The organism is Thioclava arctica, assembly GCF_040892615.1.
GTDB classification, from domain to species: domain Bacteria; phylum Pseudomonadota; class Alphaproteobacteria; order Rhodobacterales; family Rhodobacteraceae; genus Thioclava; species Thioclava arctica.
Map to the genome: position 1 here is coordinate 22,863 of NZ_JBFRYC010000017.1, position 20,610 is coordinate 43,472.

Consider the following 20,610-nt stretch of genomic DNA (forward strand, 5'->3'; position numbering starts at 1 on the left):
CGATCAGTCTTTCGGGCCGATCATCTGTTCGGGGCGCACGACGGCGTCAAAGGTCGCTTCATCGACAAAGCCCAAAGCGATCGCTTCATGCTTGAGCGTGGTGCCGTTCTTATGCGCGGTTTTCGCGACCTTGGTGGCGTTGTCATAGCCAATGGTCGGGGCGAGCGCGGTGACCAGCATCAGCGATTCATGCAGCAGTTTTTCGATACGGGGTTCGTTGGCCTGCATGCCCTCGACCATGTTGTCGGTGAACGCACTCGCCGAGTCGCCCAAAAGCTGCATGGATTGCAACACGTTATAGCTCATCATCGGATTATAGACGTTGAGTTCGAACGCGCCTTGCGAGCCGGCAAAGCCGACTGCCGCGTCATTGCCCATAACATGGGCGCACACCATCGTCAGCGCCTCGGCTTGGGTCGGATTGACCTTGCCCGGCATGATCGAGCTGCCCGGCTCGTTTTCAGGCAAGATCAGCTCGCCCAGACCGCAACGTGGGCCCGAGCCGAGATAGCGGATGTCATTGGCGATTTTGAACAGCGAGGCCGCGACCGTTTTCAGCGCGCCCGAGAACATCACCATCGCATCATGCGCGGCCAAAGCCTCGAACTTGTTGGGAGCGGTGACGAAGGGCAGATCGGTGATCTCGGCCATATTCGCCGCGACCGTTTTCGCCCAACCTTTGGTGGTGTTCAGCCCGGTGCCCACGGCCGTGCCGCCTTGGGCGAGTTCATAGATGTCGCCTAGGCAGGATTCGACCCTCTCGATGCCCTTTTTGACTTGATGGGCATAGCCGGAAAACTCCTGCCCCAGCGTGAGCGGCGTGGCGTCTTGGGTGTGGGTGCGCCCGATCTTGATGATGTCTTTGAAGGCCTCGGATTTCGCCTCGAGGGCGGCGTGCAGCTTGCGCAGACCCGGCAGCAACACATCACGGGCCTGCATCGCAATGGCGACATGCATGGCGGTGGGGAAGGTGTCGTTGCTTGATTGCCCCATATTGCAGTGATCATTGGGGTGGACGGGCTTTTTGCTGCCCATCTCGCCGCCCAGCATTTCGATTGCGCGGTTCGAGATCACCTCGTTGGCGTTCATGTTCGACTGCGTGCCCGAACCGGTTTGCCACACGACCAGCGGGAAGTTGTCATCAAACTTGCCCTCAATCACCTCAGAGGCGGCGGCGATGATCGCATCTGCGATTTTCGCATCCATCGCGCCTTGTGCCTTATTGGCCTGTGCGCAGGCCTTTTTGATCACGCCCAGCGCGCGGATGATCGGGACCGGCTGGCGCTCCCATCCGATCGGGAAGTTGATGATCGAGCGCTGCGTTTGTGCGCCCCAATATTTGTCAGCGGGGACTTCAAGCGGGCCGAAGCTGTCGGTTTCGGTGCGGGTCGCGGTCATCTGGGCCTCCATGAACTGCGCAAAAATCACATGCGGGTTCTAGGCCGGGTGCGGAAAATTTGCAATTGGTATGCGGGTGTATACCGGCCTATTTGCGGAATTGATCCAGGCGGACCACTTCGGCATCGCCGCGCGGGGCGGGTGCTGCGTCTGCGTCATCCTCCTCGTCGTCCAGATCGTCCTCGTCATGGGCTTGCGTTTCAAAGCGCAGGCCGAATTCGACCGACGGGTCCACAAAGGTCGAGATCGCATCGAAAGGCACATAAAGCGGTTCGGGCGCATTACCGAAATTGAGCGTGATCGAGAAGCCGTCATCGGTAACCTTAAGCCCGTCATACCAATGCTGGATCACCACCGTCATCTCTTCGGGATAGCGTTCGCGCAGCCAGTCGGCCAGTTCGGCATCCGGGTGGCGGGTGTCGAAGGTGATGAAGAAATGATGCTCGCCTGGCAAGCCGTTCGCTGCAATATCCTCAAGCACGGTCTGAATCAGCCCGCGCATCGCATCATGCATCAGATTACCGTAATCGATCGAACGCGTCATGCCCGGTCCCTTCTTGAACTGTCCCCAGCATAGGGGATTCGTTGCCAGAGGGAAGGGGGTGTGCAGTGACATCGAGGTGAGAGAAACGCAATGTGCAGGCAGGCCTGCGCACGCGCGTCTCAGCTGGCCACTTCAGCCAAATTTTTCGCCGGACAAGCACAAGGCAACGGTTTCGGGGGGCAACATGCCGAGCTGTTCAAAAATCGAAATGGCGTCAAAGCTGTTATAGGCCTCGGCCACTTTGTCACCTTCAAAGCGCATCGCAAGCTGGCCAGTGGCGGCAACGGGCGTGCCCAAAGCCGTCGCAACCCCTTCGACCTTGAGCAGGGTCCAGACCCAATCCCCGGCCTCAAAGCTGCGCAGGATCGATATTTTCATATCGCGCAGATGGGTGCGAAAGGCGGGCACAAATTCAAGAAACTCATCGGGGCCAAGATTGAGCCCATCCATGATTCCCATCGCTTCCGCCCGCTCGACGAATAACGGCTTGATCAGATCAAGGCGTCCTTCGCCCCAAACTGCGTTCAACCACAGATGTATGTCATCCAAGCGTGTCATTGGCCGTTCCCCAAAAGGTCATGTTCCCCGTCAAGATGGGCAGAAAACCTTTTCAAGAGGGTTAACGCTATCTGGGCCGGGCGCTGGATGGGAAAAAAAGGGGGGGAAGGTGCAGGATTCTGTTGCAAGGCTCCTGCGGGCCCCGCCTTACGCTGCTAGGCGCAAGGAGTTAGGTTTCGATCTCTCGAACTGCTTACGCAGCAAGAGCGACCGGAGCACGGTTGTCATTGGCAACTGTACAAATCGCACCGATAACGGTGGTAGCTCACCGAGACAAAGCATAACCCCTTTAGACGTTCGTCGATCCTATTTCGGCCCCATTCTCCCCCAATGAGGGTGGTTTGGTGGAGCCGCCGGGTACCGCCCCCGGGTCCGATCCGCTTATTACGAGCGCGTTTATGTCCATAGCCCCCCCGAAAGGGAACACGTCACATATAGGCCGGGCAGGGCGCGTGATCAAGGGGCGCGCGCGTGACAAACTTAGCTGCCCTCGGCTGGAATTCCCAACACCGTCATTGCCAGGCCAAGCAGTGCAAGCGCCCAGAAGGCTTTGCTTTTCAACCCCTTGCTTTGCAGCGCTGCCAGCACCGCCTGTAAGGTGTAATAGCCCGCAAAGGCGCGAGAGGCGTAAGAGATGATGGCAAAGATATCCGCGCTCCAAGTCAGCGCGATCCCGGCACCGATCAGCACGGGATAGGCGTGTTTTGGGTCCAGCCGACCGCGCGTGAACTCGGCCAGCAACCCGCCCGCGCCCCCGGTATCGGCGACAGCGGCGGAAAACTGCGCCGCCAGGGCCGCTGCCACCAACATCGCAGGCAAGATCGGGGCGACCACGCGCATCATCTCGATGATCGAGGTTTCGGTCAGAGTATTGGCGTCAGGGACGAACAGATAGGCAAGTAAAACGATATAAACCATGTAGATCGCGGTCGAGAGCATCTGCGCCCAACGCATCGCGTCAATGCGCGTCGGGGCATCATAGCTTTTGCCCAAATAGCGCGCTGTTTCAAATCCTTGCACCGTGACGATCAGGCCAAAGATCAAACGCAGCGAATCCCACGGCCCCAACTGACCGGGATCAAAAATCAGATCGCCCTGCGCCGCCGTCTTGCCAAAATACACAGCCAAACCCAGCAACAGCCCCCCGATGATCGCCAGCTTCAGCGCAACCGTGGCGTATTCCATCCGCTCTAGCGCGTGAAATCCGCCGCCAAAGCCCGCCACCGCGACCACGCCCAATGCGACTGTCGTTACGACATTTGCCGTGAAATGGCTGTGCCACGGCGTCAGCGACACGGCAAAAGCGCCAAACAGATTGAGATAATAGGCGACCGAAATCACATAGGCGAAGGACAGCGCAAACTGGGCGATCTGCTCGATGCGCGAGATCAAGGCCGTATCAGGGCGCTCCTCGGCGGCGATATTGTTGCGCACCGCCGCGCCAAACAGCCAGCCCACAAGGCACAGCACAGCCATCGCCAAGGGGGCCCATGCCCCAAAGCGCACCTCAAGGATCGGACCCAGAACCAAGAACCCCGACCCGATGATCGAGGCCAACGGTGTCACCATCGCCCGCCAACGTGGCCGCGCACGCAAAGCCGGCACAAACATTCCGCCCAGAATAACCAAAGCGAGCAGCAGGATCGAAATATTGAGAATCATAGGACCTCTGGCCTTGCGGCGACGATGGGGCGACAGGCACGCCGCAGATAAACGAAAGGATGCACCGCGCGTTTGGTTCCCGATATAACGGTCGAGCGCAAGCTGTGCCGCGCGTATCGGGGCCAAAAGTGGCGCAAAATGAACCTTTTGCGCTGCTCTGCGTATCGAATGAGCGGCAATAAATGTGAGGGATTGATGAGCGCGGATGTGACACTGCTTTGGTTGCGGCGGGATTTCCGCTTTTACGATCATCCCGCGATGGTTGCGGCTTGCGCGAACGGGGCGGAGGTGATTCCGGTCTTCATTTACGATGATCAAATCGACACGCTGGGGGCGGCGCCAAAATGGCGGCTTGGTGAGGCCGTGGGCCATTTTGCCAAAGCGCTCGCGGAGAAAGGGTCGCGCTTGATCTTGCGCAAGGGCGACCCGCTTGTCGTGCTGCGCGATCTGGTGCGTGAGAGTGGCGCGCGCGCGGTCCATTGGTCGCGCGCCTATGATCCGGCCTCGATCACGCGCGATGCGGGCGTGAAAGCGGGGCTGAAAAGCGACGGGATTGACGCGATTAGCCACCCGGGACATCTGCTGTTTGAACCGTGGAGCGTGCAGACAGGCAAGGGTGACCCCTATAAGGTGTATTCGCCCTATTGGCGCGCGGTGAAGGGGCGCGATATTGGCGATCCGCTTAGAGCCGTGTCTGAACTTCGCGCTCCAACCCATTGGCCCAATAGCGAAAACCTGTCTGATTGGCGTCTGGGATCTGCGATGAATCGCGGTGCGCAGGTCGTCGCCAAATACGCCCATATCGGCGAGGCGCGAGCGCAGGATCGGCTTGCTTCCTTCCTGCGCGATCACGTCGGGCATTATAAAGAGCAACGCGATTTTCCCGCCTCTGGCGCGACCTCGGGCCTGTCGGAAAACCTCACCTATGGTGAAATTTCCCCGCGCGCGATCTGGCATGCGGGCTGGCGTCATCTGCAAGAAGGCGCGGCTGGGGCGGAGCATTTCCTCAAGGAGTTGGTTTGGCGCGAATTTGCGTGGCATCTGCTCTATCATTTCCCCGATCTTGCCGAGGCGAACTGGCGCAAGGAGTGGAACGGCTTTTCGTGGCGTCCCGATAACGCGGATGCCGAATCTTGGCGGCGGGGCATGACCGGCGAGCCGTTTGTCGATGCCGCGATGCGCGAGATGTATGTTACGGGAACAATGCACAATCGTGCGCGCATGATCGTAGCGTCGTATCTGAGCAAACACCTGATGACGGATTGGCGCGTCGGGCGGCGCTGGTTCGAAGAGTGCCTGATAGACTGGGACCCGGCCAGCAATGCGATGGGCTGGCAATGGGTGGCCGGATCCGGCCCCGATGCCGCACCGTATTTTCGTGTATTCAACCCCGAGACGCAGCTAGGAAAGTTTGATAAATCAAATTCCTATCGTGCAAAGTTCATCTTTGAGGGGCAATCCAGCCCATCACAATCCGCGCGCGATTTCTTTGCCGCTATCCCGCGCAGTTGGGGGCTCGCGCCCGAGCAACCCTATCCTGCGCCGATGATTGGTCTCAAGGCCGGGCGCGAGCGCGCGCTGGCCGCCTATCACAAACATCGCGACACCGACTAAAGGCGCTTTGCGATGAATACCGCCAAGCGCCGTATTCCGTTACCTAAGCTTTCGCAATTTTGCCGCAATTCTTTGCTAGATATTGAAGTTCTTGGAGAACCTGGATCAGTTTGTGTCGGGTAAGGAGTTGATTATGCAACGCTTGATCGTTCGAAATTCACAGATGCAGATCCCGACGATGGCAAAGCTTTTTGCCGCGCTTTCGCTTGCTGGGACAGGTTTTTTTACCACAAATGAGATTATTCCCTACTTGCCTCCGGGCGTTGAAGGGGCGGGGGTTTTGCCCCTTGTCGCAGCCTCTTTCGGGCTTTTGATGGGCTGGCGTGTTGTCGGTCTGCATCCGGGACGGCCTTGGATGGTCGCGCTTGGCGATGGGCTGCGCGGTGCACTTTACATGATGTTGTGGAGCTACGCTTTCCTTGGCGCGGCACAGATGCTGAAGCTGGCGATGCGGATGCGATATGATGACGTGGTCGAGGCGATGGTCGATATTATTGGTCAGGGCGCTGCGATCGCGCAAGCCACGTCCGGGCTTAATGTTCTGATGGTTTTGGTAGTGGGTGCGGCTTTCGCGGGGCTTGCTTCGGAATGGGCCTTTCGCAAGTACGGCCGCTGAGGACTTGACATCACAGCCCGAGGGCGCAGGTTGCCTTGCGAAACCTCTTTTTTGGGCAGTCCCTTGAGCATACACCATTTTTTCTATGGAACGCTGTGTCATCCGCCGCTTTTGCATGCGGTCATCGGGCGTGTGCCAGACATGCAGCCTGCGTCGTTGTGCGGCTATCGCGTGCGTGAGGCTTGCCGTGACGACGTGCCTTTGGGTTTTCCCGTTCTTGAGGCGCTGTCAGGTGCCACTGCACAAGGTTTTGTCTGCACGTTAAGCCCGCGTGAGGCAGAGCGGATCGCTTGGTATGAGGCGGGCTACAACGCGCAAGATCTCGATGTCGTGCAAGAGGGCGCGTCACTGCGGGCGCGCGTTTGGCTGCCGGGCGCGGGCCATTGGCAGTTGGGGGCGGAGTGGTCCTTGGCGGAGTGGCGCCCACATTGGGGTGCGCTCAAGACCGAGGCCGCCGCGCAATTCATCCGTGAAGCCGAACAGATTGGGCCAGAGGCGGCCAATGCGCGCTATCACTCGATCCTTGTGCGGGCTTGGTCCAAACTTGCGGCGCAGGCCCAACCGATGCCTCAGGACTTGCGCCGTTCTGTGCAAGATAATGACATTGATGTCGACTCTCAAAACATTGGATATAAAGGGTTTTTTCTTGTTGAAGATTACAGGTTGCGCCATCGTCTTTTTGCCGGTGGGTTCTCGGATACGTTGAACCGTGCCGCGTTTGTTTCCGGTGATGCGGCGGTTGTTTTGCCCTATGATGCGCGCCGCGACCGGGTCTTGCTGATCGAGCAGTTTCGCACCGGGCCCTTCGCGCGCGGTGAGCCCAACCCTTGGATGATCGAAGCCATTGCCGGGCGGATCGACCCCGGCGAAAGCCCCAAGCAAACGGCCCATCGCGAGGCGATGGAAGAGGCCGGGATCACGCTGGACTCGCTGATCGAAGCACCACGCTTTTACCCGACGCCGGGGGCAAAAACGGAATTTATTCATTGCTTTATTGGCCTCACCGATCTGCCTGATGATGCCGGGCGTCCCGGCGGTGTCGAGGATGAGGGCGAAGATATCCGCCCTCATCTGGTGTCGTTCGATCAATTGATGGAGATGGTGCAAAGCGGCGAGGCGGGCAATGCGCCGCTGGTTGTGCTGGCGCTTTGGCTTGAGCGGATGCGCGATGGTTTACGCGCCAAGGCTTGAGGTGGCGCGCGCGGCAGCCTAAGTCTGGTGCGTTGCCCGAGGACGGGCGCGCGACACTGGAGGGTTTCATGCGAATTTGCGGCGATCTGGCAGCAGCGGTGGGCCACACCCCGCTTATCAAGTTGAGAAAAGCGTCCGAGATGACGGGCTGCACGATTCTGGGCAAGGCAGAGTTTCTCAACCCCGGCCAATCGGTGAAAGATCGCGCCGCGCTGTTCATGATCCGCGATGCGATCCAACGTGGTGCGCTGCAACCGGGCGGCACGATTGTCGAGGGCACGGCGGGCAATACGGGTATTGGTCTGGCGCTGGTGGGGGCCTCGATGGGGTTTCGCACGGTGATCGTGATCCCCGAAACGCAAAGTCAGGAAAAGAAAGACATGCTGCGTCTCGCGGGGGCGCAACTGGTCGAAGTGCCAGCGGCACCCTACAAGAACCCCAATAATTTCGTGCGTTACTCGGAACGGCTGGCGGCGGAGCTTGCGCAAACCGATCCCAATGGTGCGGTCTGGGCCAATCAGTTTGACAACGTGGCCAATCGTCAGGCCCATATCGAAACCACCGGCCCCGAGATTTGGGAGCAGACTGGCGGGCATGTGCATGGCTTTGTTTGCTCTGTGGGCTCGGGGGGCACGCTGGCGGGCATTGGCATGGCATTGCAGCCCAAGGGGGTGAAGGTCGCGCTGGCCGATCCCGATGGCGCGGCGCTGCACAGTTTTTACACCACGGGCGTGTTGAAATCCGAAGGCTCTTCGATTGCTGAGGGGATCGGGCAGGGCCGCATTACCGCCAATCTTGAGGGGTTCACCCCGGATATGAGCTATAACATCCCCGATTCCGAGGCGCTGCCGATTGTCTTCGATTTGCTGAACGAAGAGGGGCTGTGCCTTGGCGGCTCGTCGGGCATCAACGTGGCCGGTGCAATCCGCATGGCGCGTGAGATGGGGCCGGGCCACACGATCGTGACCATCCTGTGCGATTACGGCACGCGCTATCAATCCAAGCTGTTCAACCCCGTATTCCTGCGTGAAAAGGGGCTGCCGGTGCCTGCATGGCTCGATGGCCCCGGCCGCAAAATCCCCGAGGTTTACGCGCAATGATCTGGCGGCTGCTGCGGGTCTGGTTTGTGATGCTTGCGTTGGCCCTGCCGGGGCTGGCGCTGGCACAAAATAACGCGGCCCCCAGCCCGCCTGATTACGCAGCCTGGGACAAGGTCGCGGTCAACGCCGAAAATACCGTGCAAGAGGGCACTGCCGACAATCCGGCGCTGGATGCTTTGCGCTCCAAGATCGACGGGTGGCGAAAGACGCTGACGGCGGCCGAAGACATTAATTCCAGCCAAATCACGACCGTCAAAGCCCAGATCGAGGCGCTTGGGCCGCCACCTACGGGGGACGCGACCGAGGATCAGGCAATTGCGAGCCGTCGCAAGACGCTGCAAGATCAGCTCTCGACACTGCAAGCGCCCGGTCTGCGCGCGACCGAAGCTGCCAGCCGCGCCGATGTCATTATCGCCAATATCGACAAGCTGTTGCGCGCGCGACAGACCGATAAGTTGCTACGCCTCACGCCGACGCCGTTGAACCCGGTCAACTGGCCCAACGCATTGACGATCACGACCGCGCTGACGGGGGCGTTGGTCGATGAGATGCGCAAGGAGCTGAACACCTCGAGCCCCTTTGCCACTACGCGCGACAATGCTCCGGTGATCGTGGGGCTGGTGTTTATCGCGCTGTTGTTGCTTTGGCGCGGGCGACGCTGGATCGAGAGTCTGGCCAATCTGGTCGAGCAAAAACTGGCATTGCGCGCGCGCCGCGTGATTGATGCGCTTGTCTCCTTGGGGCAGTTGTTCTTACCGCTGGTGGGGGTTGTCATTCTTATCCTCGCGCTGCGCCAGACAGCGTTGCTTGGTCCGCTATGGCTTGAATTTCTGGGCACGCTTGGGGCGTCAGCGACCGTGATTATTACGGCCGTCTGGCTCGCGGGTCGGGTCTTTCCAAAAAGCGATCAGCAAGAGGCGCCCTTTAATCTGTTGCCAGAGCGGCGCCGCGAAGGGCGTGTTCTGACGGTGATGCTGGGCATGCTGGTCGGGCTGCAAGGGCCTTTGGGCGACTGGATTGTCAGCCGGGGCGAGCAGGTGCTCAATGCTGCGGCCAAAACGAGCGAGCAGACCGATGCGCTGGCGCGAACGCTGGATGCGGGCTTTGGCGTGCTGGCCTTTCCGCTTCAGGTTCTGGCGGGGATTTTTCTGTTCCGGCTTGGGCAAATGCTGCGCAGCCATCTGCGCGATGACAGCTATGACAGCGAAGAAAAAGCGTTTCGCGACCGCATCGTCGGGGCGATTGGCAGTCTGGTGATCGCGATTGCGGTGCTCGGCCCGGTGCTGGGCGCGATTGGCTATGTGAACGCGGCCAATGCGATGATCTGGCCGTTGATCCTGACATTGGGTTTGATTGCGCTGGTGCTGGTGCTGCAGCAGTTCTTTGCCGATCTCTATGTCTTTGTGACGCGACGCGATGATGATGCGCGCGAATCCCTGATCCCGGTGCTGATCGGCTTTTCGCTTGGGGTTCTGGCGCTGCCCGTGGCGGCGTTGATTTGGGGCGCGCGGATTGACGACCTGATCGGGCTTTGGTCGACCTTCCAAGCAGGGGCGACGATGGGTGGCGTGCGCGTTTCGCCCGGCGTCTTCCTGACCTTCTTGATCATTTTCCTGATCGGCCTGTCGGTCACGCGGCTGGTGCAGGGGGCACTGCGCACCTCGCTTTTGCCGAAAACCAAGATTGATAAGGGCGGGCAGAGTGCGATCATTTCGGGCATCGGTTATCTGGGGATTTTTCTGGCCTCGGTGATCGCGATTTCCTCGGCGGGGATCGATCTGAGTTCGCTGGCAATCGTTGCAGGTGCGCTCTCGGTCGGGGTCGGTTTTGGTCTGCAAACCATCGTTCAGAACTTTGTCTCGGGCATCATCTTGCTGATCGAACGCCCGATTTCGGAAGGGGACTGGATCGAGGTTGGCACCCAGCAAGGCGTCGTCAAGGCGATCACCGTGCGCTCGACCCGGATCGAGACCTTTGACCGCTCGGAAGTGATCGTGCCCAATGCCGATCTGATCTCGGGGCAGGTGACAAACTGGACGCGCGCCAATGTCACGGGGCGGCTGATCGTGCCGGTCGGGGTGGCCTATGGCTCCGATACGCGCAAGGTCGAGAAGATCCTTCTGGAAGTGGCTGAAAATCAGCCGCTCGTTATGATGAACCCAGAACCCTATGTGCTGTTTGTCGCATTTGGCGCCTCGAGTCTGGACTTTGAAGTGCGCGCAATCCTGTCGGATGTGAATTTCAAACTGCGCGTGATGAGCGAAATGAACCACGAGATCAACGCCCGCTTTGCTGAGGCCGGTATCGAAGTGCCCTTTACTCAACACGATCTATGGCTGCGCAATCCCGAGGTTTTGCGCGATGCCGGGCGTGGCCAGCTTGACACGGCCCAGACTGCGCCCGCACCGCAGACGGACACCGGCGAAACGGACACGACCGAAAAGCGAGTGAGCCGCACTGATCTCGGCCAGCCGCTGCCCGGCGAGGGGATCGAGGATATCAACAACGACGGTGATGGCGATGGCGATGGCGATGGAGGAGCCCGGTAATGCCCCAGCAGCAAAGTTACCGCATTCACCCCTATTTGCGCGATCTGGAAACGCAGGTCATCGGGCACACCTCCGAGGGCGGGATTTACTGCGCGGATTCGATCTTTTACCCCAGCGGTGGCGGTCAGCCCGGCGATAGCGGGCGGCTGGTCTGGCCGGGCGGCGCGCTTGAGATTGCCACCACCGTCAAGCCCGAACCCGATGCGCCCGGCGCGGTGATCCTGGTCCCGTCCGAGCCCGCTCCTTTGCCCCCGATTGGCACGCGGGTGCGTCAGGACCTCGACTGGGAGCGGCGCCATCGCCACATGCGCGTGCACACCGCGCTGCACCTGTTATCGGTCGCCATTCCCTTTCCGGTGACGGGCGGGCAGATCGGGGTCGAGCGCGGACGGCTTGATTTCGACATGGCCGAAAAACCCGAAGATATCGACGCGCTTGATGCGCTGATGAATGGCTGGATCGCTCAGGATTTGCCCGTGACCGAAAGCTGGATCACCGATGCGCAACTCGCCGCGCAGCCCGAACTGGTCAAGACGATGTCTGTCGCGCCGCCCGTAGGGCAAGGCTGGGTGCGGCTGATCGCGATCGGGCGTGAAGATGCACAGATTGACCTGCAGCCCTGTGGCGGCACGCATGTGGCCTCGCTGTCAGAAATCGGTGGCGTTAAAATTGGCAAGATCGAGAAGAAGGGTCGCCAGAACCGCCGGGTCTATCTGCATTTGACCTAAGCCATGCGCCGGAAAACCGGGTAGGGGGCCTGCGCCCCCCATCCGTTATTTTTCTGGCAAAAGCCCGCGTGGACTAAAGCGCAGTACGATCAGCAAGATGCCCCCCATGACCAGCATCCGCATATGGGCGGCGGAATCGATCATATGCTGTTTGAAGGCTCCATCGGGAACGGGGCTGGCCAGAAGCGCCATGATATTGGGCCCCCAGTCGCCTGCCTTCACCCAGACATACCAGATCAGTAAACCGCCCAAGATCGAGCCCCAATTGCTGCCCGAACCGCCCACGATCACCATCACGAGGACAAGGAAGGTGTAGCGCAGCGGGTTATAGCTGGACGGGGTCATCTGGCCATCAAGCGAGATCATCATCGCGCCCGCCAGACCAATCACCGCCGAGCCGAGAACAAAGATCTGCAAATGGCGGCGGGTCACGTTTTTGCCCATTGCGGCGGCCGAGACTTCGTTGTCGCGGATCGCGCGCATCATCCGCCCCCAAGGCGAGCGTCGCGCCATTTCGCTGAACCACAGCAGCACGCCGATCACCACGACAAAGAGCAAAAGGAAGGCCAGTTTGACCGTTAGCGTCGAGCCCTGCGTCGGGTCAATCCCCCAAGCCTGCATCTTGGACACGAAGGCGGGGCTGTTTTGCAGCGTGATCTCATAGGGCACCGGCCAGGGGCGCGGGATGCCGTTGACGTTGAGAACGCCACGATCCAACCATTGCTCGTTCTTGAGCACGGCGACAACGATTTCGGCGATGCCCAGCGTTGCGATTGCAAGATAGTCCGAGCGCAGCCCCAAGGCGATCTTGCCCACCAGCCAGGCTGCCCCAGCCGCAAGCAGTGCACCCACCGGCCAAGAGACCAGTGTCGGCAGGCCGAGGCCGCCAAGGTTACCCGCAGCCGAAGGGTTGATGGCCTCAATCGCCGCGACCGCCGGATCAAACACCCAGCGGAAGACGAAAAAGCCGATGATCAGCACCAGCGCGACCGCAAGCCCACGCGCGCGCCCTTTCAGGGTCCGATACAGCCAAACTGCGCCAACTACCGCAATGGCGGCCAACGCAAGCGCGACGAGAATGCCCACGCCGCCCGCTTTGAATGCACCCTGCGTGGGCGGCATCGAAATCAACACCGGGGCCAGCCCGCCCAGCGCCACGAACCCCATCGCGCCCGCGTTAAACAGCCCCGCATAGCCCCATTGCATGTTCACGCCGAGCGCCATGATCGCGCTTAGCAGGCCCATGTTGAGAATGCCCAGCGCCGAGTTCCAGCTTGAGGTAAGTCCCTCGAGGACAATCAACGCGGCCATGAGGGCAAAGAACAGGGGCGCGCGCAGACGGCCACCGGCCGCAGTTTCTGCCTGACGTGAGGTGCTCATACGATTTTCCCCTTAAAGAGGCCGGTCGGCTTGAAGATCAGAACGAGGATCAGAATGGTGAAGCTGACAGCGTATTTGTAATCGGTCGACAAAAGCTGAACCAGCCCGTCGGGTTCCCAGTTCGGGATCAGATAGGTGACGACCTTTTTCCACGCATAGGTCAGGCCCACTTCCGAGAAGGAAATCACGAAGCCGCCCGCGATTGCGCCCACCGGGTTGCCGATACCGCCCACGATGGCCGAGGCAAATATCGGCAACAGCAGTTGGAAATAGGTGAAGGCTTTGAACGACTTGTCCAAACCATAGAGCGTGCCCGCGATGGTGGCGAGCGCGCCGGTGATGATCCAGGTCACGGCGACCACGCGGTCTGGGTCGATGCCAGACAACAGCGCCAGATCTTCGTTGTCGGAAAAGGCGCGCATCGATTTTCCGGTGCGTGTTTTGCCCAGAAACCAGAACAGCGCCCAGACCACCAAAATCGCGGTGACGACGGTGATGACTTGGGTGGAGCGTAACGTTAGCGGCTCGGCCAGCCCTGTCATCTCGCGCCATTCCCGCGCATTGATGACGAACCGCGCGCCATCGGCGAAGTTGATCTGATCGACGCCGATCAGAAAGCGTGTCAGCGCGTTCATGATAAACATCACCCCGACCGAGACCATGACCATCACCACCGGCGCGGCTTTAACCTTGCGGTAATACTGGTACACCACCTTGTCGGTGCCCAGCATCAGCGCCGAGGTGATGATGATGCCAAAGGGCAGGGCCAGCAGGGCCGTGGGCAACGGGCCAAAGCTGATGCCCATCGCCTGAAATCCCCAGGTGATCAGAATGACCACCCCAGTTCCGAATGCCATCGTGTCGCCATGGGCGAAGTTGGAAAACCGCAGGATCGAATAGATCAGTGTCACCCCAAGCGCGCCAAGCGCAAGCTGTGCGCCATAGGCGGTGGCGGGGATGATGACGTAATTGGTGATCGCGACCAGCGCGTTAAGGAAATCCATCGCTCAGCCCCCCAAGAAAGTGCGCCGAACTTCCGGGTCGGCCAGTAGCGCCTTGCCCGTGTCGGTATATTTGTTTTCGCCTTGCACGAGGACATATCCTTTATCTGCAATCTCAAGGGCTTGCCGGGCGTTCTGTTCCACCATCAGGATCGAGATCCCGGTGCGCGCAACTTCGATGATGCGATCAAACAGCTCATCCATCACGATCGGAGAGACGCCGGCGGTGGGCTCATCCAGCATTAACAGCTTGGGCTGCGTCATCAGCGCGCGCCCGACAGCGACCTGCTGGCGCTGCCCACCTGACAGCTCGCCCGCGTTTTGGCGGCGCTTGTCCTTGAGGATCGGGAACAGGGTAAACACCTGCTCCATCGTGACCTTGAAATTATCGTCGCGAATAAACGCGCCCATTTCGAGGTTTTCTTCCACCGTCATCGTCGGGAAGACGTTATTGACCTGAGGCACAAACCCCATGCCCTTTTTTACCCGATCTTGCGGGCTCAACCCGGTGATATCGACGCCGTCCAGTGTGACGCGGCCCTCGCGCAGGTTCAGCATGCCGAAAACGGCCTTCATCGCGGTGGATTTGCCTGCGCCGTTCGGGCCCACGATCACCGCGATCTCGCCCTTTTCGACGCATAATGTGCAGCTGTGCAAAATGTCGGCTTTACCATAGCCGCCGGTCATGTCGCGCGCTTCAAGATAGCTCATGCCTCGCCCCCTTTGCCCGCTTCATCGCCAAGGCCGGGTTGGGCGCCGTGATCTTCATGCAGGTTTTTTTCTTTGGTTTCCTCGGCCTTGACCTTGTTCTTTAGGCCCGTGCCCAGATAGGCCTCGATCACCGCCTCGTTTTCCATGATGTGATCGGCCGAGCCCTGCGCCAGAACGTGCCCCTCGGCCATCACGATCACCGGATCACACAAACGGCCGATGAAATCCATATCGTGTTCGATCACGCAAAACGTATAGCCGCGCTCTTTGTTGAGGCGCACAATCGCATCGCCAATCGTGTTGAGCAGGGTGCGGTTCACGCCCGCGCCGACCTCATCGAGAAACACGATCTTGGCTTCGACCATCATCGTGCGGCCCAGCTCTAGCAGCTTTTTCTGACCGCCCGAGAGGTTGCCCGCCTTTTCATCGCGAAGATGAGAAATCGTCAGGAATTCAAGAACTTCATCGGCCTTCTTCAGAAGCTCCGCTTCGTTCTTGCGAATTGTTTTGCGCCCAAACCATGTATTCCACAGCGTCTCGCCGGGCTGGTCTGCAGGCACCATCATTAAGTTCTCGCGCACTGTGAGCGAGGGAAATTCATGCGCGATCTGGAAAGTGCGCAGCAGCCCTTTGTGAAACAGCTCATGCGGTTTCAGTCCGGTGATATCCTCGCCATCCATCGTGACACGGCCTTCGGTAGGTTCATGAACCCCCGCTATCACATTGAAAAGGGTGGATTTTCCGGCACCGTTCGGGCCGATAAGGCCGGTGATGGAACCGGTTTCGATGGTAAGGCTTGCACCGTCGACAGCCCGAAAGCCGCCAAAGGATTTGACGAGATTTTCAACCCGGATCATGGGGTCCCCTGGGATCCTGCGGTCACTTTAAGTGCGTGCCGCAATGTATTGTTTTAATTGAAAACAGCCCGGATCACTCCGGGCTGTTCTAGATCGCTTATCCGATCAACGGTATTTCACCGTTTCGATCTTGCCATCCTTGATTTCGATTTCGCGGAAGGTGCCCGCAGCCTCGCCATTGCCGATCAGGTTGACGGCGGTTGCGCCTTCATAATCGATCGGCTTGCCTTCCTTGAGCAGCTCAAGACCCTTGGCCAGCTCACCGGGATAGATCTTTTCGCCCGGACCGTTGGCGATCTCCATGATCTTGTCTTTGTAGACTTTAGGATCGGTGGAATTGGCCGCCTGCATTGCCAGAAGCATCAGCGCAGCCCCATCGTAGGACCCGCCCGAATAGGCCGAGGAGCCATCAAACCCGGCTGCTTTCGCCATGCCAAGATAGGTCTTCATGCCCTGACCCGCGGAATCGGGGAGCTGGCCGAAGGAGCCGTTGATCTCGGGGCCGAAATTGTCCTGCAGCGCTTGGCTGACCATGCCGTCGGGGAAGACGAAGGTCGAGAAAGCACCGGTATCAAGTGCGCCGCGCAGGATGCCCGAGCCGCCCTGATCGACATAGCCTGCGATCACCAGCGCATCGCCACCCGCCGAGGCCAGCGAGCCGACTTCGGCCGAATAATCGCCCTTGCCGTCTTCATGCGCTGCCGAGATCGTGACCTTGCCACCCTTGGCGGTGTAGGCTTTCTCGAAGCTGTCGGCGAGACCCTTGCCGTAGTCGTTATTGGTATAGGTCACAGCGACCGATTTGATGCCTTTTTCAAGGATTTCATCGGCCATCACATCGCCTTGGCGCGCATCAGAGGGCGCGGTGCGGAAGAACAGGCCGTCGTCGGGCAGGGTCGACAGCGCCGGCGAGGTTGCCGAGGGCGAGACCATTACCATGCCATTGGGCATCGCGACGTTTTGCAGCACAGCCGTGGTTGCGCCCGAACACATCGCACCCAAAATGCCATGCACTTTATCCGAGGTGACCAGCTTTTCGCCCGCTGCCGTTGCAGCCGCAGCGTCGATACAGGTCGAGTCGCCCTCAACCGGGGTCACGGTGTCTCCACCCAGCAGCTTGCCGGAATCCGAGACTTCCTTCATCGCCATTTCGGCGCCTTTTGCCATGCCCGGCGCGAGCGATTCCAGCGGGCCAGTGAAGCCCAGCAGAACACCCATTTTTACTTCATCGGCAAAAGCGCCGGTCGCGCCAAAAGCGATCGCGGCAGAGGCCAGAAGAATTTTTTTCATTTATTCACTCCCATGTTGAACTCGCGTTCTAGCGCGAGATTAGTGCGCGGCTTTGTAAAAGGAAACACCGCGGATGGGGCGAAGTCATGGAAATTCGGACCAAAAGGTCAAGCGCCAATCGTGCTTTCGTAACGCCAACTTGGGGTATTGTGCGTTTTTGTGAGGGTTAAACGCGGACTTAGCGCCGCGCTGTGCATCAATGATCGGCCTCTGGCGCGCCGACCGCTTCGCTTCCGCCCGAGGTGCCGCGTTCACGGTAGGGCGTGGTTTGGTAATGCGCGCGGTAGCATTTGGAGAAATGCGAGGGCGAGGCAAAGCCGCACGCCATCGCGACATTGATCACGCTCATCTCGGTTTGCATCAGCAGATTGCGCGCCTTTTGCAGCCGCAATTCCATGTAATAGCGCTTGGGCGAGCGGTTCAGGTAACGACGGAACAGCCGTTCCAACTGGCGCGCAGACATGCCCACTTCGGTGGCCAGCGCGGCCGGGCTGATCGGCTCTTCGATATTGCCCTCCATCTGGCCGATCACCTGTGCCAGTTTCGGGTGACGCACGCCGATGCGGGTGGGAATCGACAGCCGCTGAGAATCGCGATCGGTGCGGATTGAGGAATGGATCATCTGATCGGCCACGGTATTGGCCAGTTGCTCGCCGTGATCTATCGCGATCAAACGCAGCATCAGATCAATCGAGGCGGTGCCGCCCGCAGTGCTCAGCCGGTTGCCGTCAATGACAAACACACTGCGCGTCAATTCGACATCGGGGAAATCCTCGTTGAAGGCATCGGTGTTTTCCCAATGGATCGTGGCGCGCCGCCCATCAAGCAGCCCGGCCTCTGCCAGCGCCCAAGCGCCCGTGCACAAGCCCCCCATCGCCGCCCCGCGTCGCGCCTCACGGCGCAGCCAATTCAGCACCGGCTTGCTGATCGCCTCGGCCACATCAATCCCGCCGCACACCAAAACCGTGGAATCGCGCGACAATTCTTCCAACCCCAGATCGGTGCGAAACACCGCGCCATTGGAACAGGAGACGTCGCGCTTGCCCTCGCTGACCAGCTGCCATTCATACAGATCGCGGCCCGAAACCTGATTGGCCAGCCGCAGCGGCTCGATCGCGCTGGCGAAGGCCATCATCGTAAAGCGATCCAGCAGCAAGAAGGCAAAGCTGTGTTTGCGCGGGTTTTCCCCCAGCCGGATCGTGCCCTGCGAAGGTGCGGGGCGGCGATGCAGACGGGGCGGGCTTTGGGGCATGGGTGTGGTCTCGATATTGGGATGCGCACCACAGCGTGCACCGGAATTCCGTCGCCCCGCAAGAGCAACTCGCGCAGCGCCCGGGCGATTGTAGCTGCGCATTTTCGGGTTTGTCCTTGTGCGACGGCACGGCTATAACCGCCCTCGAACAAGAAAACCACGTTTTGGAGGATCAGATGGGCAAGGGTTGGAGCAAATCGGACTGGCGCGCAAAACCGCGGGTTCAGATGCCTGACTATCCCGATGCCGCAGCGCTGAGCGCGGTTGAGGGCACCCTGTCGCGCATGCCCCCGTTGGTTTTTGCTGGCGAGGTACGCCGTCTCAAGGCGGATCTGGCGAAAGCCGCGCGAGGCGAGGCGTTCTTGCTGCAAGGGGGCGATTGCGCCGAAAGCTTTGGCGAGTTTTCTGCTGACAATATCCGCGACACCTTCAAGGTCATGCTGCAAATGGCCGTCGTGCTGACGTGGGGCGCGAAGGTGCCGGTGATCAAGGTCGGCCGGATGGCGGGGCAGTTTGCCAAGCCGCGCTCGGCCCCGACCGAGATGATTGGCGGCGTGGAATATCCCAGCTATCGCGGCGATATCATCAACGGGTTCGAGGCCACGATGGACTCGCGCCAGCCCGACCCGAACCGGATGCTGCAGGCCTATACGCAGGCTGCGGCGTCGCTCAACCTGTTGCGCGCGTTCTCGACGGGGGGCTTTGCCGATATCCACCGCGTGCAAAGCTGGATCGCGGGCTTCACCGACGCCGATGAGGCCGAGAAATACCGCAAAGTGGCCGATCAGATTTCTGAGGCGATGGAATTCATGCGCGCCGCTGGCGTGACCTCGGAAACCGCCCATGAATTGGGTGCGGTCGAGTTCTACACCAGCCACGAGGCGCTATTGCTGGAATATGAAGAGGCCCTGTGCCGCATCGATTCCACCACCGGTCTGCCGGTTGCGGGCACCGGCCACATGCTGTGGATCGGCGATCGCACGCGCCAGCCTGACGGCGCGCATGTCGAATTCTGCCGTGGCGTGCAAAACCCGATCGGTCTGAAATGCGGGCCTTCCACCACCGAGGAAGACCTCAAGGTGCTGATGGCCAAGCTGAACCCCGAAAACGAGGCGGGCCGCCTGACCCTGATCGCGCGCTTTGGCGCGGGCAAGGTGGGCGATCATTTGCCGCGCCTCATTCGCACGGTCGAATCTGAGGGCGCCAATGTCGTCTGGTCCTGCGATGCGATGCATGGCAACACGATCAAATCGGCGAGCGGTTTCAAAACGCGGCCCTTCGAATCCGTGCTGCGCGAAGTGCGCGAGTTCTTCGCCATTCACAAAGCCGAGGGCACAATCCCCGGCGGCGTGCATTTCGAAATGACCGGCAAGGACGTGACCGAATGCACCGGCGGCGTGCGCGCTGTGACCGATGAGGACCTGTCCTCGCGCTATCACACCGCTTGTGATCCGCGTCTCAACGCGTCGCAATCGCTTGAACTGGCGTTTTTGGTGGCCGAGGAATTGCAGGACCGCCGCAAGCTGGCGAAAGCTGCCTCGCAGTAAAACGCCGCGATCACCGTATCAAGAAGGCCCCGGCGTTTGTCCGGGGCCTTTTGTTTGAGCGCTGGGGGTGCACGGGATGGGGCGGACCGCGGATATCTCGAAACGGCCGGAAACCTTCAACAAAGGTTTGAGTTTTGAACGGGGTTTGCGCAATTTCCATAAACGAGGGTTTGTGAAAGAATTAAATAGTGTCAACGTGGTCGACCAAAAAACTTATTGATAAGAGAAATCAAGCCGTCCACATTAGGTCGAAAATTCATAGGGTGTGAACATGAAGCAAGACTATTCCCAGTCCATCTCGATGCAGTGATCGACTTGTGGTGGAGCCGACTTCGAGTTTGAAGACGAGAACAGCCCCGTCCTCTGTGTCGGCTGCGACCGCATTTACACGCGTGAGGAGCTGATCCGCGAGAATGGCGCTCGGATCGATTCCGAGGTTGAGCGAATGAAAACAGAAATTGTTAAAGACATTGTGAAAATTTACGTTGTGAAGGGACTCTGTTGCACAAATCAGCTGCCGGACATAGTTCCCCTTTCCCCAGACGGATTCACCCCACCTTTTTCGTGACGGGGATGCCAAGGGCGGTGTAGCCATTCAGGATCGCGATACGC

Annotated in this window: 17 protein-coding genes, 1 other RNA gene and 1 pseudogene; 8 read left to right on the forward strand and 11 right to left on the reverse strand. The window is 59.7% G+C overall.

Features of this window, described 5'->3' with window-relative positions; translation table 11 throughout:
- Positions 1-3: 3 nt before the first annotated feature.
- From fumC to AB4874_RS18135, 5 genes are all read right to left on the reverse strand, one after another.
- Positions 4-1,398 (reverse strand): class II fumarate hydratase, encoded by a 1,395-nt coding sequence (fumC, locus tag AB4874_RS18115; RefSeq protein ID WP_368393036.1) that lies wholly within the window; start codon positions 1,396-1,398, stop codon positions 4-6.
- Between the two features lie 88 nt (positions 1,399-1,486).
- Positions 1,487-1,942: an SspB family protein gene (locus tag AB4874_RS18120; protein ID WP_295536264.1), complete on the reverse strand. Its 456-nt coding sequence runs from the start codon at positions 1,940-1,942 to the stop codon at positions 1,487-1,489.
- A 132-nt stretch (positions 1,943-2,074) separates the two neighbouring features.
- A complete protein-coding gene (locus tag AB4874_RS18125; protein ID WP_295536267.1) occupies positions 2,075-2,500 on the reverse strand; it encodes an ester cyclase in 426 nt (141 codons plus the stop codon).
- A 108-nt stretch (positions 2,501-2,608) separates the two neighbouring features.
- Positions 2,609-2,964, reverse strand: a transfer-messenger RNA (tmRNA) gene (gene ssrA, locus AB4874_RS18130).
- Between the two features lie 16 nt (positions 2,965-2,980).
- The gene (locus tag AB4874_RS18135; protein WP_368393037.1) at positions 2,981-4,162 is read right to left on the reverse strand and encodes an Aq_097 family APC-type transporter; all 1,182 of its coding nucleotides are present in this window, start codon (positions 4,160-4,162) and stop codon (positions 2,981-2,983) included.
- A gap of 195 nt (positions 4,163-4,357) precedes the next feature.
- Here AB4874_RS18135 and AB4874_RS18140 point away from each other — a divergent pair, with 195 nt between their 5' ends.
- The 6 genes from AB4874_RS18140 (at position 4,358) to AB4874_RS18165 (ending at position 11,960) form a co-directional block, all read left to right on the forward strand.
- Positions 4,358-5,776, forward strand: coding sequence for a cryptochrome/photolyase family protein (locus AB4874_RS18140; RefSeq protein ID WP_368393038.1), 1,419 nt, complete (start codon positions 4,358-4,360; stop codon positions 5,774-5,776).
- A 133-nt stretch (positions 5,777-5,909) separates the two neighbouring features.
- Positions 5,910-6,392: a TrgA family protein gene (locus AB4874_RS18145; RefSeq protein ID WP_295536276.1), complete on the forward strand. Its 483-nt coding sequence runs from the start codon at positions 5,910-5,912 to the stop codon at positions 6,390-6,392.
- Between the two features lie 63 nt (positions 6,393-6,455).
- Positions 6,456-7,583: an NUDIX domain-containing protein gene (locus tag AB4874_RS18150; protein ID WP_368393039.1), complete on the forward strand. Its 1,128-nt coding sequence runs from the start codon at positions 6,456-6,458 to the stop codon at positions 7,581-7,583.
- A gap of 68 nt (positions 7,584-7,651) precedes the next feature.
- Positions 7,652-8,683 (forward strand): cysteine synthase A, encoded by a 1,032-nt coding sequence (locus tag AB4874_RS18155; protein WP_368393040.1) that lies wholly within the window; start codon positions 7,652-7,654, stop codon positions 8,681-8,683.
- Positions 8,680-11,232 carry a DUF3772 domain-containing protein gene (locus tag AB4874_RS18160; protein WP_368393041.1) on the forward strand — a complete coding sequence of 851 codons (2,553 nt, stop codon included), beginning with the start codon at positions 8,680-8,682 and terminating at the stop codon, positions 11,230-11,232. The genes AB4874_RS18155 and AB4874_RS18160 overlap by 4 nt, the downstream gene beginning before the upstream one ends.
- The gene (locus AB4874_RS18165; protein WP_368393042.1) at positions 11,232-11,960 is read left to right on the forward strand and encodes an alanyl-tRNA editing protein; all 729 of its coding nucleotides are present in this window, start codon (positions 11,232-11,234) and stop codon (positions 11,958-11,960) included. Before AB4874_RS18160 ends, AB4874_RS18165 begins: the two co-directional genes overlap by 1 nt.
- 45 nt (positions 11,961-12,005) lie before the next feature.
- Here AB4874_RS18165 and AB4874_RS18170 read toward each other — a convergent pair whose 3' ends face one another.
- The 6 genes from AB4874_RS18170 to AB4874_RS18195 form a co-directional block, all read right to left on the reverse strand.
- Entirely contained in the window at positions 12,006-13,340 is a 1,335-nt protein-coding gene (locus tag AB4874_RS18170) for a branched-chain amino acid ABC transporter permease (RefSeq protein ID WP_368393043.1), read from the reverse strand.
- Positions 13,337-14,344: a branched-chain amino acid ABC transporter permease gene (locus AB4874_RS18175; RefSeq protein WP_295536293.1), complete on the reverse strand. Its 1,008-nt coding sequence runs from the start codon at positions 14,342-14,344 to the stop codon at positions 13,337-13,339. Before AB4874_RS18175 ends, AB4874_RS18170 begins: the two co-directional genes overlap by 4 nt.
- A gap of 3 nt (positions 14,345-14,347) precedes the next feature.
- Positions 14,348-15,052, reverse strand: coding sequence for an ABC transporter ATP-binding protein (locus AB4874_RS18180; protein WP_295536295.1), 705 nt, complete (start codon positions 15,050-15,052; stop codon positions 14,348-14,350).
- Complete coding sequence (locus tag AB4874_RS18185) at positions 15,049-15,909, reverse strand: ABC transporter ATP-binding protein (RefSeq protein ID WP_295536298.1); 861 nt, start codon at positions 15,907-15,909, stop codon at positions 15,049-15,051. The genes AB4874_RS18180 and AB4874_RS18185 overlap by 4 nt, the downstream gene beginning before the upstream one ends.
- A gap of 105 nt (positions 15,910-16,014) precedes the next feature.
- Positions 16,015-17,199 carry an ABC transporter substrate-binding protein gene (locus AB4874_RS18190; RefSeq protein WP_368393044.1) on the reverse strand — a complete coding sequence of 395 codons (1,185 nt, stop codon included), beginning with the start codon at positions 17,197-17,199 and terminating at the stop codon, positions 16,015-16,017.
- A 196-nt stretch (positions 17,200-17,395) separates the two neighbouring features.
- Positions 17,396-18,451: a GlxA family transcriptional regulator gene (locus AB4874_RS18195; RefSeq protein ID WP_438273500.1), complete on the reverse strand. Its 1,056-nt coding sequence runs from the start codon at positions 18,449-18,451 to the stop codon at positions 17,396-17,398.
- Between the two features lie 176 nt (positions 18,452-18,627).
- Between AB4874_RS18195 and AB4874_RS18200 the strand changes: the two genes are divergently transcribed.
- Together AB4874_RS18200 and AB4874_RS20100 are read left to right on the forward strand one after the other, a co-directional pair.
- Positions 18,628-19,998 (forward strand): class II 3-deoxy-7-phosphoheptulonate synthase, encoded by a 1,371-nt coding sequence (locus tag AB4874_RS18200; RefSeq protein ID WP_368393046.1) that lies wholly within the window; start codon positions 18,628-18,630, stop codon positions 19,996-19,998.
- Between the two features lie 325 nt (positions 19,999-20,323).
- Positions 20,324-20,566 (forward strand): annotated as a pseudogene (locus tag AB4874_RS20100) (ECs_2282 family putative zinc-binding protein); the annotation flags it as partial.
- Positions 20,567-20,610 lie beyond the last annotated feature (44 nt).

Excerpts from the sequence above, each read along its gene's own strand:
- AB4874_RS18160 (WP_368393041.1), top strand. The coding sequence starts at position 8,680 with ATGATCTGGCGGCTGCTGCGGGTCTGGTTTGTGATGCTTGCGTTGGCC.
- AB4874_RS18195 (WP_438273500.1), bottom strand. The coding sequence starts at position 18,451 with ATGCCCCAAAGCCCGCCCCGTCTGCATCGCCGCCCCGCACCTTCGCAG.
- AB4874_RS18145 (WP_295536276.1), top strand. The coding sequence starts at position 5,910 with ATGCAACGCTTGATCGTTCGAAATTCACAGATGCAGATCCCGACGATG.
- AB4874_RS18170 (WP_368393043.1), bottom strand. The coding sequence starts at position 13,340 with ATGAGCACCTCACGTCAGGCAGAAACTGCGGCCGGTGGCCGTCTGCGC.
- AB4874_RS18185 (WP_295536298.1), bottom strand. The coding sequence starts at position 15,909 with ATGATCCGGGTTGAAAATCTCGTCAAATCCTTTGGCGGCTTTCGGGCT.
- AB4874_RS18175 (WP_295536293.1), bottom strand. The coding sequence starts at position 14,344 with ATGGATTTCCTTAACGCGCTGGTCGCGATCACCAATTACGTCATCATC.
- AB4874_RS18135 (WP_368393037.1), bottom strand. The coding sequence starts at position 4,162 with ATGATTCTCAATATTTCGATCCTGCTGCTCGCTTTGGTTATTCTGGGC.
- AB4874_RS18155 (WP_368393040.1), top strand. The coding sequence starts at position 7,652 with ATGCGAATTTGCGGCGATCTGGCAGCAGCGGTGGGCCACACCCCGCTT.
- AB4874_RS18190 (WP_368393044.1), bottom strand. The coding sequence starts at position 17,199 with ATGAAAAAAATTCTTCTGGCCTCTGCCGCGATCGCTTTTGGCGCGACC.
- AB4874_RS18120 (WP_295536264.1), bottom strand. The coding sequence starts at position 1,942 with ATGACGCGTTCGATCGATTACGGTAATCTGATGCATGATGCGATGCGC.
- AB4874_RS18180 (WP_295536295.1), bottom strand. The coding sequence starts at position 15,052 with ATGAGCTATCTTGAAGCGCGCGACATGACCGGCGGCTATGGTAAAGCC.
- fumC (WP_368393036.1), bottom strand. The coding sequence starts at position 1,398 with ATGACCGCGACCCGCACCGAAACCGACAGCTTCGGCCCGCTTGAAGTC.
- AB4874_RS18165 (WP_368393042.1), top strand. The coding sequence starts at position 11,232 with ATGCCCCAGCAGCAAAGTTACCGCATTCACCCCTATTTGCGCGATCTG.
- AB4874_RS18125 (WP_295536267.1), bottom strand. The coding sequence starts at position 2,500 with ATGACACGCTTGGATGACATACATCTGTGGTTGAACGCAGTTTGGGGC.
- AB4874_RS18200 (WP_368393046.1), top strand. The coding sequence starts at position 18,628 with ATGGGCAAGGGTTGGAGCAAATCGGACTGGCGCGCAAAACCGCGGGTT.
- AB4874_RS18140 (WP_368393038.1), top strand. The coding sequence starts at position 4,358 with ATGAGCGCGGATGTGACACTGCTTTGGTTGCGGCGGGATTTCCGCTTT.